At 30.7% G+C, this 13,240-nt stretch carries 15 protein-coding genes and 1 tRNA gene; 5 read left to right on the top strand and 11 right to left on the bottom strand.

Annotated features, from left to right (window positions below; genetic code table 11):
* The first annotated feature begins 55 nt into the window (after positions 1–55).
* Together STK_RS02300 and STK_RS02295 are read left to right on the top strand one after the other, a co-directional pair.
* Positions 56–718 (top strand): DUF5752 family protein, encoded by a 663-nt coding sequence (locus STK_RS02300; RefSeq protein WP_010978371.1) that lies wholly within the window; start codon positions 56–58, stop codon positions 716–718.
* A complete protein-coding gene (locus STK_RS02295; protein ID WP_010978370.1) occupies positions 715–1,920 on the top strand; it encodes a glycosyltransferase in 1,206 nt (401 codons plus the stop codon). The genes STK_RS02300 and STK_RS02295 overlap by 4 nt, the downstream gene beginning before the upstream one ends.
* A 143-nt stretch (positions 1,921–2,063) precedes the next feature.
* Here the strand turns inward: STK_RS02295 and STK_RS02290 are convergent.
* The 6 genes from STK_RS02290 to STK_RS02265 all read right to left on the bottom strand — a co-directional run bounded on the left by STK_RS02290 (position 2,064) and on the right by STK_RS02265 (position 6,845).
* Positions 2,064–2,158, bottom strand: a tRNA-Ser gene (locus tag STK_RS02290).
* 25 nt (positions 2,159–2,183) lie between these two features.
* Positions 2,184–2,738 (bottom strand): class I SAM-dependent methyltransferase, encoded by a 555-nt coding sequence (locus tag STK_RS02285; protein ID WP_052846295.1) that lies wholly within the window; start codon positions 2,736–2,738, stop codon positions 2,184–2,186.
* Positions 2,731–3,471, bottom strand: coding sequence for an RNA-guided pseudouridylation complex pseudouridine synthase subunit Cbf5 (locus STK_RS02280; protein ID WP_420825187.1), 741 nt, complete (start codon positions 3,469–3,471; stop codon positions 2,731–2,733). Before STK_RS02280 ends, STK_RS02285 begins: the two co-directional genes overlap by 8 nt.
* Positions 3,472–3,520: 49 nt before the next feature.
* Positions 3,521–3,775 (bottom strand): tRNA pseudouridine synthase A, encoded by a 255-nt coding sequence (locus STK_RS02275; RefSeq protein WP_010978367.1) that lies wholly within the window; start codon positions 3,773–3,775, stop codon positions 3,521–3,523.
* A gap of 1 nt (position 3,776) precedes the next feature.
* Entirely contained in the window at positions 3,777–4,067 is a 291-nt protein-coding gene (locus STK_RS02270; protein ID WP_010978366.1) for a 50S ribosomal protein L14e, read from the bottom strand.
* Between the two features lie 42 nt (positions 4,068–4,109).
* Positions 4,110–6,845: a DEAD/DEAH box helicase gene (locus STK_RS02265; protein ID WP_010978365.1), complete on the bottom strand. Its 2,736-nt coding sequence runs from the start codon at positions 6,843–6,845 to the stop codon at positions 4,110–4,112.
* 36 nt (positions 6,846–6,881) lie between these two features.
* Here STK_RS02265 and STK_RS02260 point away from each other — a divergent pair, with 36 nt between their 5' ends.
* Genes STK_RS02260 through STK_RS02250 form a run of 3 tightly spaced genes read left to right on the top strand, consistent with a single transcriptional unit; the run spans position 6,882 to position 9,646 of the window.
* Entirely contained in the window at positions 6,882–8,543 is a 1,662-nt protein-coding gene (locus tag STK_RS02260; protein WP_010978364.1) for an ATP-binding protein, read from the top strand.
* 12 nt (positions 8,544–8,555) lie between these two features.
* Entirely contained in the window at positions 8,556–8,903 is a 348-nt protein-coding gene (locus STK_RS02255) for an RNA polymerase subunit Rpo13 (protein WP_010978362.1), read from the top strand.
* The gene (locus STK_RS02250; protein WP_010978361.1) at positions 8,900–9,646 is read left to right on the top strand and encodes a DNA polymerase sliding clamp; all 747 of its coding nucleotides are present in this window, start codon (positions 8,900–8,902) and stop codon (positions 9,644–9,646) included. The genes STK_RS02255 and STK_RS02250 overlap by 4 nt, the downstream gene beginning before the upstream one ends.
* Here the strand turns inward: STK_RS02250 and STK_RS02245 are convergent.
* The 5 genes from STK_RS02245 to STK_RS02225 are packed head-to-tail and all read right to left on the bottom strand — an operon-like array spanning position 9,613 to position 12,942.
* Positions 9,613–10,722 carry an amidohydrolase family protein gene (locus STK_RS02245; protein ID WP_052846293.1) on the bottom strand — a complete coding sequence of 370 codons (1,110 nt, stop codon included), beginning with the start codon at positions 10,720–10,722 and terminating at the stop codon, positions 9,613–9,615. The two genes, STK_RS02250 and STK_RS02245, sit on opposite strands and share 34 nt — an antisense overlap.
* Positions 10,703–11,380 (bottom strand): GTP cyclohydrolase IIa, encoded by a 678-nt coding sequence (locus STK_RS02240; RefSeq protein WP_010978359.1) that lies wholly within the window; start codon positions 11,378–11,380, stop codon positions 10,703–10,705. The genes STK_RS02245 and STK_RS02240 overlap by 20 nt, the downstream gene beginning before the upstream one ends.
* A complete protein-coding gene (gene ribH / locus STK_RS02235) occupies positions 11,377–11,844 on the bottom strand; it encodes a 6,7-dimethyl-8-ribityllumazine synthase (protein WP_052846879.1) in 468 nt (155 codons plus the stop codon). The genes STK_RS02240 and ribH overlap by 4 nt, the downstream gene beginning before the upstream one ends.
* Positions 11,825–12,289 (bottom strand): riboflavin synthase, encoded by a 465-nt coding sequence (gene ribC, locus STK_RS02230; protein ID WP_010978357.1) that lies wholly within the window; start codon positions 12,287–12,289, stop codon positions 11,825–11,827. The genes ribH and ribC overlap by 20 nt, the downstream gene beginning before the upstream one ends.
* A complete protein-coding gene (locus tag STK_RS02225) occupies positions 12,286–12,942 on the bottom strand; it encodes a 3,4-dihydroxy-2-butanone-4-phosphate synthase (RefSeq protein WP_010978356.1) in 657 nt (218 codons plus the stop codon). The genes ribC and STK_RS02225 overlap by 4 nt, the downstream gene beginning before the upstream one ends.
* Between the last annotated feature and the right edge of the window lie 298 nt (positions 12,943–13,240).

The following is a 13,240-nucleotide window of genomic DNA, read 5'->3' as shown; positions in this document are numbered from 1 at the left end:
AAAACTGATTTTTTAAAACAAGAGTTTTAAATGTTTTGCATATAACAATACTTCTATGATTAGCAGAGAGTTATTAGATAAACCTGCACAAAAGCCTTTTGAATTTGAGGCAGCTTATTATCCACCTAAGTATGCTGGAATAAAGGCGTATACTGTGGATGAATTAATTTCTGGAATTAAAAGAGTAGACGGGCTTTCAATATTCTATCATATCTTTCATCCTCTATTTTCAAGCCATGTAATCCCAGAAGATATGCACAACGATTTTGCGGTATGGATTAGAGATGAAATACATGATTCAAGACTAGCCCAGATAATATCTGATATTGAGGGAAAAGAACCTAGGACAGTAGAAGATGTAAGAGAAGATCTACTTAAAATATTAACAGAAAATAAGGTAAGCGGAAGGGCATCTAGACCATTTTATTTTGTTTCTTGTAATCCCGTTATATTTAAAACTGGAAAAGTTGCTAGAAATTTAGGTGAGTTAATTGATATTATTGCTACTATTTCTATGAGATCAATCGCATATCACTTTATATTTAAAAGAGTAATGGGATATACTACTAAAAATGATTTTTCGATCTGGATAGAGGAGAATTATGGGTTAAAAGAGTTGGCAGATTCCTTATCTTCTATTGATCCACAAACTTATACTGATGAAGAAAAATTAAGAGAAGATTTAATAAGAAAGATTGAAGAGGTGATATTCTCATGATCGAGAAGTACGCTGAAATAATTGGTGAAGATGAGTTAGATAGCATCGTAAAGATAGCTGAAAAGCTAAAGGGAGTATCAGTTCTTCATATTAATTCTACGCCTAGCGGAGGAGGAGTAGCTGAAATACTAAGTAAACTTGTTCCCTTAATGAGAGAATTAGGTATTGAAACGGATTGGAAAGTCATTAGAGGAGATAAAGATTTCTTTACTGTTACAAAGTCCTTTCATAATTCATTACAAAATGGTTTTGGTGAACTTCCTAAAGGAGCATTTGAAATTTATAATAAGTGGCAAGAAATCAATGGGAATGAATTAGATTTAGATTATGATATAATATTTATCCATGATCCTCAGCCTGCTGGACTAATAAAATTCAGAAAAAAGGGAAAATGGATATGGAGATGCCATATTGATATCTCTAACCCCTATGAACCCGTCTGGAACTTTTTAAAACAATATGTTCAACAATATGATAGTATAATAATTTCTTCACCGGTATTTGGGAGGGACGATCTAATAAAACCACAATATATTGTACCACCCTCTATAGATCCACTAAGTATTAAAAATAGACCAATACCCGAAATAACAGTGAGAAGGATCCTTTACAAATTTGATGTAGACCCAGATAGACCAATAATAACTCAAGTCTCAAGATTTGATAGAGCAAAGGATCCTTTAGGTGTGATAAAAACTTATAAGCTAGTGAAGAGACACACCGATGTTCAACTAGTCTATGTAGGGAGTCCTGCCTCTGATGATCCAGAAGGTGAAATAGTGTATAATGAAACCGTTCAAGCAGCTGGTAGTGATAAGGATATTAAACTCTTAATGTTACCTCCAAATAGTGATCTAGAAATTAATGCCTTTCAGAGAGGAGCTACCATTGTTATGCAAAAGTCAATAAAGGAAGGATTTGGTTTAACAGTAAGTGAAGCTTTATGGAAAGAAAAACCAGTAATCGGAGGTAATACAGGTGGTATACCCTTACAAGTAATCAATAATGTGACTGGCTACCTAGTAACTACTCCAGAAGAAGCTGCCCATTATACATTATATTTGTTGAGAAATACGAACATAAGAGAGAGACTTGGAAAAAATGGAAAAGAACATGTCAGAAAGAACTTCCTTATAACAAGAGAATTAAGAGATTATTTAATGGTTGCAAGCTTAACAGGCAGTCAACAAACTCCAACATAGCGATGCAGTAAATGAAAAGTAGAAGTATGATTTTATGAATTAAGGAACTTTAAATTATAAAAGAGGAGTATAAAATTCACTACTACATGATATAATAGCTAACTACTAATAAGGACTTATCCTCAAAATAATATATTATACGACGCCGGGGGCGGGATTTGAACCCGCGCGGGGAGATCCCCACTGGCTAACCTGAAGCTCTCAAGGCCAGCCCCTTAGTCCACTCGGGCACCCCGGCAATTTAATTATATGATTTAATACTATTAATTTTTAACCGCTAAAATGATTGAGTAACCTTTTGCTCTTTTTATTATTTTAACTTCATTAAAATACTTTCCAAATATATCTAGTACATTCTTTTCTCCTTTGTACACAACTACCTCTAAAACACCATTATGTAAAAGTCTCTCATAACTTTGCTGAGCTAACTTTTCAATAAATTCTTTACCGGCCTTAAGAGGAGGATTTGAGTATGCTCCATTTAATTGTATATCAAGATTTTCTAATATATTATTTCTTATTACTATAACTCTATTTTCTAATTTATATCTCTTAACATTTTTTTCAGCCAAATAAACAGCCTTTTTATCAATATCTATCATATAAATTTTGAGATTGGGATTCTTTAAGGCAATATAAATCCCTATTGGTCCGTAGCCGCAACCAATATCTGCTACAACTCCTTCCTCAGGGAGGACTATATTTTCAAGTAACATTCTTGTACCAAGGTCTAATTTCTTTTTAGAAAAAACACCATAACTACTTATCAATGATAAAGGTATACCATTTACTACATCATTAACAACAAATTCATCCATGTTTCTTCCACGATCTAGGATATATATCACGAGGCATAAGAACTCTTTTAGGCTTAACTACTATTCCTTTTTTCATATCTACTAATTTTTGAGAATCTACATCAGCTTCACCTATAGCTACTAGCTCTCCTTTTAGTGTTAATATCGCTACAGTATCCTTTACCCTAAACCTTTGATAAGCTACTATTCCAGGTGCTGTAAGCATTGCACCATAAGATATGGCATCAACAGCATTATCATCAATTAATATTTTAGGCATACCACAAGTAGCATATTCCATAGGTAATAATATTTTTCTTAAATCACTCTCATCTTTACAGTTTTTCCACATATAAAGAGCTTCTGAAATCTCTTGTAATGTAACTAAGTTTTTCTCTGTAAATATCCCAGATCTAATTCTCCTTAGTTCTCTCATATGTGCACCGCAACCTAATATTACTCCAATATCATGACATAATTTTCTCATATATGTGCCAGGATCAGAGGATATCCTAAGTAAAATAAATCTCTTATCCGTATCAAGTATCTCTATATCATAAATTTTCTTTTTTCTTGTTCTTCTCTTCACTGAGGATCTTACGGGTGGTTTCTGATATATTATACCTATAAATTTTGAAATTATTTGTTTAAGTTCATCTATATTAAAATCACAATGTACTTGCATTAAGCATACATATTCTTTCCCAGAAGAACTAATATATGACATTAGTTTTGTTGCATTTTCTAACCCAATTGGTAATACTCCAGTTACTTTAGGGTCTCCCCGCCTGAGGGTTTAACCCTCAAGGCTCTAGGGTCCCCCCATGACCAGCCTTTGAAACCTTAAACATTTGTTTTATCCAATAAGCTACTTCATGACTTGTAGGTCCAGGTGGTTTATCAGCGTTAATAATTGAGTTTTTTATTAAAACTTCTATGGGTCTTTTATCAGCAAAGTAACCATATTTTTCATTAGTATAGGAATCTTGTATAATATTCCAGTTATTACTATAATTACAAAAAGAATCTATTTTATAAATAAAATCATATATTTCCATATTAAATCACAGGAATTTTTGGCTTAACATCTTGTTTCATAAATTCTATAAGACCCGCTTCTTCTAATTTTTTCTTAACTTCATCATCACTTGCTCCCTTATTTATATCTATCTTTTTATCTGTAGGTTCTAAATGAAGTATATTTACTCTTCTTCTTTTAACTTTATTAACATCTTTAGGACCAGTTACTAGGACAAAATTTTCATCTATTATGTCTACAATAACACATTTTTTACCTGCTTCTCTTCCTCTTGTTTTTACACATATTCTTCCTATTTCTATCGCAGGCATACCTACTACCTAATGAAAAAACGTATTCATAAAAATTTAAACTTAGTGCCAGTATTTTCGAGTCCTTATAAACCTTCTCTCTAGATCTAAAAGCGCTTCATAATACTTATCTTCTCCTTCTCTCAATTTTTCTAACGCTTTACTAATATTAGTAACACCTACTCCAGGAGCAGAAAGACCTATTGCTACATATTTATTATAGTAAGAATAAAACGATGAAATTCTCTTCAATTCCTCTAGTTTTTTTAGTTCTTTTTTACTTAATTTTTCACCTTTTATTGCTTTTTTAACTATTTGAATACTTTCATTATCTTGCAAATCAACAACTGTCAAAAATACAGAACCACATTTTGGACATCTAGGAGGGACCTGACTCACATTAAAATTGCTATTCCATCCACAAACCATACAGATAAGTTTTACCTCTTTTGATAATAATTTTCTCTTATAAACCTCTAGCATAATTGGTTTATCTTCACTAGAACGGAAAACTAAAAGTTTATCTAAAAATTCTTTAGCTAGAGGTGAAAAACTGGGTACTTCTAATATTTTCCAGCTTACTTTTCTTAGTTCGTTTGATAAGATACTTAAATCATAGTTCTTAACAATAAGCTCCTTAACTGCCTCTTCTCCAACTATAGTATCTATAAATGGTCTCAATAATGTAGAAGAAATATCAATATCTTTACCCTTATCAATAACTCCAAATCTTTCTGCTTCAACTAATAATTTCCATTTAAATTGAGGACTTTCTTTTATTGCTATTTTTAATAATTCTTCCAAATCTTTTTCTTGTAATGAATTTATCATATTTACAATTTTTATAATATCATCTTTATATATTGGTATTACGGTTGCTATAGCTATGTGATACGAATCAGACCTATAGTTAGCTTTTATTCCTTTTAATCGAGAAAGTAAAGCAGAAATTATTGCGCCTAATGTATTATTTCCTCTGGTTCCAAAAGCTGAGTGAATTACAATTAGGTCATGATTTATTTCAACCAAAATCTCTTTATCTGATGGCAAAGGATATCCTCTTTTTAATTGATTATCTACTAGATCTCTTAATTTATTAAATGTATCTTTAGGTAAATCTATTTCTTCGCCTTTCGCTATTCTGTTTATGTACTCATATACTTTTAACGCAACCTCCTTTTCTACTGGGATCGATTCTCCAAACCAGCTAGGTAAAATACCACTTTTTAATTGTGCTTGTTCAACATATACTTTTCCGTCTTCAATAGTAACTACTTTCCAAAGTTTCCCGCCTAAAACAAATACTGTATTTTCATCTAGCGCAGAAATAAATTCTTCATCCAGAGTACCTATCTTAGAGTTAGTTACATGATCTATAACCAAGTAATCTCTTAATGAGTCAGGTATCATATTAGTTTCATAATAATACTTCCAAAGCCTGAAAGAAGGAGATATCCTATCTTTCTCCCTTTTTATAATTTTAGCAGATTCTAATATATCAAGTATTTCAGTAAATTCTTCTTCTGTCAGATCACTAAATAGGAAAACACTTCTTATTATATCAAATATCTCTTTAGGATTACTATATCCTTCCAATACCATACCTGCTATTTCGTGAGCAATTACATCATAAGGCTTATATTCTATTAGTGGTTTTTCAAGGTATCCTTCCTTCAATTTATCTACAATGGCCTTACATTCTAATATATCATATATATCATTTGATGGTATTATATAGCCTTTAGATAATTTATTCACAGAGTGTCCGCTTCTCCCAATTCTCTGAACTAGCCGTATTACTTGTCTTGGAGACATGTATTGTATTACAACATTAATTTTACCTATATCTATTCCTAACTCTAAACTAGATGTAGCTACTAAAGCATCAATGTTACCTTCTCTAAAGTCTTTTTCAGCTTCAACTCTTACGTCTCGAGATAATGAGCCATGATGGGTCAAAATTTTAAGCTGTGTTATTTTAGAAAGTTCATTGGCCAAGAATTCTGTTGTTTCTCTAACATTTGTAAAAATTAAAACAGGCTTCTCGTTTTTAACGATTTCTTCTATCTTTTTGAATCTTGCTATTATCTCTGGATTTAATCCTAACTTAACGGATAAATCGACATATTCCTTTTTTAGTTCTGGGATTGTTAATGAAATATCAATATCTTTTCTAGTATCAATTTTTGCTACTTCTACTTCTTCTCCTAAATACTTTTTTGCTATTTCTATATTTCCAATAGTTGCAGACAAACCTATAAACTGTATTCGATTCTTACTTATTCTTTTTAAACGTTCTAAAACAATTAATAATTCATATCCCCTTTTTTCATCTAACATTTCTTGGAGTTCATCAATTATAATCCATTTCAAATTTTCAAATAATTTTCTATATTTTTCATTTATTACTAGATATAATAAAGTTTCAGGGGTTGTTAAAAGGAGTTGTGGGGGATCAAGGAGTACTCTTCTACGTTCACTTTCAGTTGAATCACCATGTCTTACTCTAACCTTAATACCTAATTTTTCTCCTATCTTCTTTAATCTTAACTCAATATCTCTGTTTAACGCTCTTAATGGGGTAATATATAACGCTGATACAGGGACCGAATTTTCGGTATAAATCTTATAAAACACCGGAAAAACAGCTGCCTCGGTTTTTCCATAGCCTGTAGGTGCTATAACTAAAGTATTTTTACCCTTTAGAATTATAGGGATAGCTACTTTTTGTATTGGAGTAAGACTCGTATATCCTAATTCCCTAAGTTTATTTACAAAATCGTGAGAAACACTTATCATTTAGCTAATAATACTAAGATTTTGGGTTTAATATAAGTGAAGTCTTACATTATATTCCTTTCAGTCCTCATTTTAGAGACTATAATTCTTTATTTTATCAGTATAACACAGAATTCATTATATTCTATAGCTATAACTGCGTTAGTAATAGTTATTAATGGTGTAATATCATTTATCTTATTTAATTCTGTATTATTATCTATTATTTCATTACCATCGTTTTTCTCTATTTATAGTATAATTAACAGATTAAATTTTTATGAGACATTATTACTAATTAGCTATTATTCTGAATACTATCTAGTAGTTACATTAGTTGCGTTCTTTATTTACTCTTTCGTAAAACGAAATTTTTATGATTTCCTAATTGATGAACTCAAAAAAGTGAAATTTAGCTTCTCACCTTTAAAATTTGTAATAGGCATTAGCTTATCATTAGTCCTCTATTGGGTATTATTCTTTAATCCTCTCTTCTTATTAGGAAGCCTTTTAGATTCCATAATAATCTCGTTCTACGGATTTTATTACGAATTACCCTTAATAACATTTAATTGGATTACATTACCTTACTTAATTTTCCCTAAAACGTATAGTTTGTCTAACAAAGGAGTCCTAGTGGGAAAAATAATTGGAAAAATAGGTAAGGGGAGTTCAATAGATAACGCATTTTATACCTCAAATTCTACGTATAAATGGATTAGAACTGATGGAATATATTACTTGGATTTTAATTCTAGTAAAAATTATAATGTGATAATTATAGGTACTAGTGGAGTAGGAAAATCAACTTTAGCAAAAAAGATTGTGAATTCATTAAACATATCTTACTTAGTTTTCGATTTACATGGCGAATACGAAGTTCAAGGAGCAAAGAAAATTGATGCCTCTAAAGTAACAATAAATCCATTAAGTTTATTTGGTAGAAGTCCAAAAGAAAGGGCCTTAGAAATTTCATTGATGATAAAAAGTCTTTTTAATCTAGGTAATTTACAAACTATCGAACTAACAAACTTAATTATTGAAGCTTATGCAGAAAAAGGAATAGATGAAAATGATAGTGAGACATGGAATTTATCTCCACCAACTTTCAGGGATATTTTAATTCTTTTGGAAAAAAAGAAAAAACTAGCTACTACAAGTCAAGATATAATAAAATATCAATCAATAGAACCTTATATTCAGTTTCTATCATCATCAATCTTCAATAATTCAAATGTGAATATTTCAGAGATTTTGGAAAATAATCTAATTATAGATTTTTCTAAAATACCAACTAATGAGATAAAATATGTTTTAATAGAAACGTTATTAAAATCTATTCAAAATACAATGTATATTTCTGGTATATCGAATTTAAAGAAAATAATTATTATAGATGAAGCCCCTTTTATATTATCTAAAGAATCCGGTAAACAGATATTAGAAAGATTATTTGCGGAAGGAAGAAAATTTGGATTTGGATTTATAATAATTTCCCAAACTAGTGAATACATTAAGGAACTACTTGCTAATACAAGTTACTTTTTTATATTTAACTTAGTTGAGCCCAAAGAATTAGACTATGCGAGTAAACTGCTTGGAGGTTCCGATACTCAATTGTATGCTGCAATTTATGAAACATTACAAAAACTACCAAGGGGATATTGCGTGACTAGAGATTTATTAAGGGGTGAAATATATCTACTAAACTTGACATAAAGGGGGATTATAATGTTTGATGAGGAAGAGAATGAGAAAGAGAATGAAGAAGAGGAAGAATCCACTGAAGCTGAAAGCGAAGAGGAATTTACACAAAAAGAAGAAGAGCATGAGGAGAAAGTAGAAGCTGAAAGCGAAGAAGAAGAACTACCAGCACTAAGTGTAGCCGACATAGAATTATTAATGAAAAATACTGAAATATGGGACAATTTACTTAATGGGAAAATAAGCATTGAAGAAGCAAAGAAAATGTTTAAAGAATTAGCCTCTCATTATTCTTCCTCTGATAAGAAGAAAAGGAAGAAAGTAGCAAAAAAGACTAAAAAAGTAAAAGAACAAAAAACAAATGAGGAAGAATGATTAAGGCTACATATTCAAGTGCGAAAGATTTTTACTCCTTGTTATCTGGTCTGCTTAAGGTTACAGATGAAATAATTTTAAACTTTACTGAAGACAGTATTTTTTCAAGATATCTGACAGATGATAAAGTACTCATGGTTATATTTAAAATTCCAAAAGAATACCTAGAAGATTATACGATTGACAAACCACTTGGAATTAAAATTAATATAAATGATTTGAAGAAAATTCTTGGAAAGGCTAAATCTAAAAGTGCAACAGTTACTTTAGAAGAGACTGAGGCTGGCCTAAAAGTTACTGTTAGAGATGAGAAAACAGGGACTAGAAGCAATATCTATATAAAAGGAGAAAAAACTTCAATAGACCAATTAACAGAACCTAAGGTAAACCTAAGTGTTACATTTACAACTGATGGAGATGTATTAAAGGATATTGCTAGAGATTTAAGCTTAGTAGGTGAAGAGGTTGAAATATCTGCAGATGAAAACACTGTTACCCTCTCCACAGAAGAGGCTGGTAGAACATACAAGTCTTTGCTAAAACAAGATAAGCCCCTCAAATCCTTAAATGTAGAATCTCCATCGAAAGCAGTATATAGCATAGAAGTTCTAAAAGATGTATTTAAAGTAACTTCTATATCTCAAAATGTAACTGTAGGATTTGGAAATAACATACCTATGAAAATTGAAGTACCTACAGATTCTGGTGGTCAACTTATATTCTGGATAGCACCAAGACTATAGATGCCATTATCCGAAGCTCTTTTAATTATTGCAACAAACTTATCGTTTGCCCTAAAAATTTCATCCCCTCTTATTAAAACTGGATATGTTTTATTACCTTCTTTTATTGCAAAATCAAGTTGAAGATACTTATATGCATTAACAGTAGCTGAAGATAAAATATCTCTTGCATAGTTAGATCCTGGTTTCTGTATTCTAGTGATAAGAAGAGCTAATTCTAAGTCTTTCCACAGATTTGGTGAAATCCAGCTTCCATTATCACTTCCATAAAAAACAGTAACTCCAACATCGTAGGCTGCAGAAATATTAGGAATACCTACACCAAACCATAAATTACTTCTAGGACAAACAACTAAAGGAATTTTTTCATTTTTCAAGATATTAAATTCATTTATACTAAAATGAGTTCCATGGATTATGAGATTAGGAGAATAACTTATAATTAATTCTTTTAGGTCATCTCTTAAATATTGTTTTTTCGTCTCAGCAAAATGAACGGCTCTAATCTTTGTAGCAAAGTGATTTTTAATAACATTTAATTCTTTGCTAGAATGATAATTAGGACTAGGCAATCCATATCCTTCTGCAACTTTTGCTAGCTCTTCTAGTTCCTTCTTATCAAATTTATCCAATCTACCAAGAGAGAAATAATGAATATTTGCTAAATCTACAGATTTTTTAGCTTTTAACACACCTTCTACTCCTTCTTCTCTGAAATCCAATATTCCTATTATACCAAAATTAATAGATTTTCTAATAAATTCTCTAATTCCTTCACTAACCCTATTTTTATATAACTTGAAATATTTATATTTTTCACTATTAGGATCTCCTACTAATTCGTTAATAGGTTTATCAATTCCTATTTCTGGGAAAGTAAAATCTCCGCTATGTGTATGAAAATTTATAAGAGGCGGAACAAGTATGAATTCTTTAAAATTTTTAGCAGAAGAATCATAACCATTACCGATATGTAAAATTCTCTTATTATCATCTATTTCAATATTAACTCTTTCTTTATATTCTAGTTCCTCTCCAGATAAAATAGCACCTAAATTAATTTTTAGAGTCGACAATTTCGATCTTCCTATCCCTATATATTCTTATAATATGTAATGCCTCAGCGGCATTCTTTAGAGCCTCTCTCGGATTATTACCTATTCCTATACCTACTTTCATATTCGGGAAAGAATTCGCTAATTCTATTACTTTATTAATATTGTCAACCCCTAAGAAGATTCCTATATTATCACCACCAAAATAATAAGCTAAACCACCAAGTTCCATTGCATAGTTAAATAACTTATTATATATTTTATAAACTTCTAGGTAAGCATCAAACAAAAATCTTTTCCTAGAAAATCCATCTAGATCAAAATGAGCCACAAGCACTTTTTCATCTTTGGCTAATAAGATATTATCCATATTAATGGAACAATTTCTTTCTGCATCTAGTAAAGTTTTACCATATCCAAAACATATATCTATTGGAACTGGTGAAAGTTCTTTTATTTTAGTTAAAATATAATCATTTTTTCCAATTAAGACACCATCCAGTAACATTATATAACTATCATATCTGTATGTTATTATAAATGAATTTATTTCTGCCGCTATTTCATTAAGTCTAGATAAAAAACCGTGCTGAAAATTTTGAATTTTCCACTCTCTATCATACCCTAGACTCTCAGTCCATTCTTTATAGTCTACTAAATTTATTTGCATAATTTTCATTCAATTACCACCATTTCCTCATTTAATGTTTGTATTTTTCTTAGTTCTCTTAACCTCTTAGCCAATTTTATTGCAGCCTCAACAGCTCTTGTGGAATACTCCTCTATTCTTTCCACCGCTTGCTCATGCGTAACTCCGTGACCTATAATACCCAAGGTTACAGGCTTTCCATATTCTACTGATAAATCTAATATTTTTCTTGCAGTTTGAGTAGCTACTATTTCATCATGTTTTGTTTCGCCTTTTATTACTGCACCTAAAGTAACAACAGCATCTATATCATCTCTTTTTAGTAGCTCTTTCACAGCTATTGCCATATCATAGCTACCTGGAACTTTAAATACAACCTTTACATTTGCACCAAGGAACTTAGCATGAGCTATTGCTCTTTGTAACATCAGATACGTTATATCGTAATTAAATTCAGCAACTACTATAGCTAAGTTAATCGATTGGTCCGGCATTTTCATACCCCTGTCTTAATCCTTTCCCCGCATAAGGAGTTAGTGCATTTCTTCCATCTCTCACTAGCATAACTAGATTTTTTGCATGCTTAGTTACCCTATCTATTGCTAAATCTTTTAGTTTTTCTTCATCATTTACTTCATCTTCATGAACTGTAACATCAATTATATGCTTAGAAGTTAGTACTTGTGTGATTATTAAACCTATGCTTGTTGCAAGATAACTGTATTTATCTAACATTGATTTCCCCACCCAACCAAGAGTTATTACACCATCACAGCCTTCATCCAATAGTCTCTTTGCAGCAACTGGCATATCTTTTATCCCAGGAACAGTATATCTAATTATTTCTGCATCAGGATCTTCTGCTCTTATAACTTTTATTGCTATACTTCCCATATCTATTCTCGAGAATGTTGTATCTACTACTCCGTATTTTCTCATATTAGAACCTCCTTTAAGATTTCTTTTCCCTCTATAAATAAAAATCCATTATACCTTGCGTATCTTAATGCTTTCTCTTTACTAAGACTTGATCCATCGTCCAACATTTCAGCTATAACAGCACTTTTTTCTAAATTTACATACTCAAGTAAAGATATACTTAATTCAGTATGTCCTCTCCTATATCTTATTCCCCTAGATAACAATACAGGCACATGACCCGGTGAGTAGAATTCGGTTTCAAATTTTTCCTTAGCTATTTTTTCATCCTCATTAAGTAAAGAGATAATGTTATGAAGTTCGGATATAGTTTTTGCTCTATCAATATCATTTATTCCCGTCTTTGTATCTATATGGTTTAACCAAATAGAAAAGGCTGGTTCGTCACCGTATGAGGGTTTTTTAGCTAAATAAGGATATTTTTCCCTCACTATATTAGCCATAAAGTCTAATCCTAACTTTTGTCCATATTCTTTAGATGTTACATAACATATTAACCCTCCTGCATCTTTCCTTAATAAGTTAATGCTTTTCCATGATATCTTCCCAGCATAAAACATCATATCAACTTCTTCTTCTCTACCATCAAAATCATAGATTAGTATAGGCAATCCACTCTCAAGGTTTTTCCTAATCTCAGACTTTTGAATCATCAGATAGAATTTTAATCAAAAATATAAAAGCGTATGTACTAATGGCCTTTATATCTTTTCAATGTAATAAATACGATTACTGAAATTAGTAATATTAGTATATATAAAATGTACATCAAATTATATTTAGAGAAAGAATTACTATTAGATATAAAGTTACTGATATCAGTACGAGTATCATTTATATAACTTACATTTCCAACAATTTTTATATATTGTCCTTTAGAAGATAATATAAATATAGTCATATTACTTACATATAAATAATTAATTTCTATCAAAGTTATTTTCTTAGAAG

The sequence above is a fragment of the Sulfurisphaera tokodaii str. 7 genome, assembly GCF_000011205.1.
GTDB classification, from domain to species: Archaea; Thermoproteota; Thermoprotei_A; order Sulfolobales; family Sulfolobaceae; genus Sulfurisphaera; species Sulfurisphaera tokodaii.
The sequence above is the reverse complement of the archived record's forward strand: the minus strand, read 5'-3'. Positions and strand labels throughout refer to the sequence as shown.

Excerpts from the sequence above, each read along its gene's own strand:
- STK_RS02300 (WP_010978371.1), top strand. The coding sequence starts at position 56 with ATGATTAGCAGAGAGTTATTAGATAAACCTGCACAAAAGCCTTTTGAA.
- STK_RS02295 (WP_010978370.1), top strand. The coding sequence starts at position 715 with ATGATCGAGAAGTACGCTGAAATAATTGGTGAAGATGAGTTAGATAGC.
- STK_RS02285 (WP_052846295.1), bottom strand. The coding sequence starts at position 2,738 with ATGGATGAATTTGTTGTTAATGATGTAGTAAATGGTATACCTTTATCA.
- STK_RS02275 (WP_010978367.1), bottom strand. The coding sequence starts at position 3,775 with ATGGAAATATATGATTTTATTTATAAAATAGATTCTTTTTGTAATTAT.
- STK_RS02270 (WP_010978366.1), bottom strand. The coding sequence starts at position 4,067 with ATGCCTGCGATAGAAATAGGAAGAATATGTGTAAAAACAAGAGGAAGA.
- STK_RS02265 (WP_010978365.1), bottom strand. The coding sequence starts at position 6,845 with ATGATAAGTGTTTCTCACGATTTTGTAAATAAACTTAGGGAATTAGGA.
- STK_RS02255 (WP_010978362.1), top strand. The coding sequence starts at position 8,556 with ATGTTTGATGAGGAAGAGAATGAGAAAGAGAATGAAGAAGAGGAAGAA.
- STK_RS02250 (WP_010978361.1), top strand. The coding sequence starts at position 8,900 with ATGATTAAGGCTACATATTCAAGTGCGAAAGATTTTTACTCCTTGTTA.
- STK_RS02240 (WP_010978359.1), bottom strand. The coding sequence starts at position 11,380 with ATGAAAATTATGCAAATAAATTTAGTAGACTATAAAGAATGGACTGAG.
- ribH (WP_052846879.1), bottom strand. The coding sequence starts at position 11,844 with ATGCCGGACCAATCGATTAACTTAGCTATAGTAGTTGCTGAATTTAAT.
- ribC (WP_010978357.1), bottom strand. The coding sequence starts at position 12,289 with ATGAGAAAATACGGAGTAGTAGATACAACATTCTCGAGAATAGATATG.
- STK_RS02225 (WP_010978356.1), bottom strand. The coding sequence starts at position 12,942 with ATGATTCAAAAGTCTGAGATTAGGAAAAACCTTGAGAGTGGATTGCCT.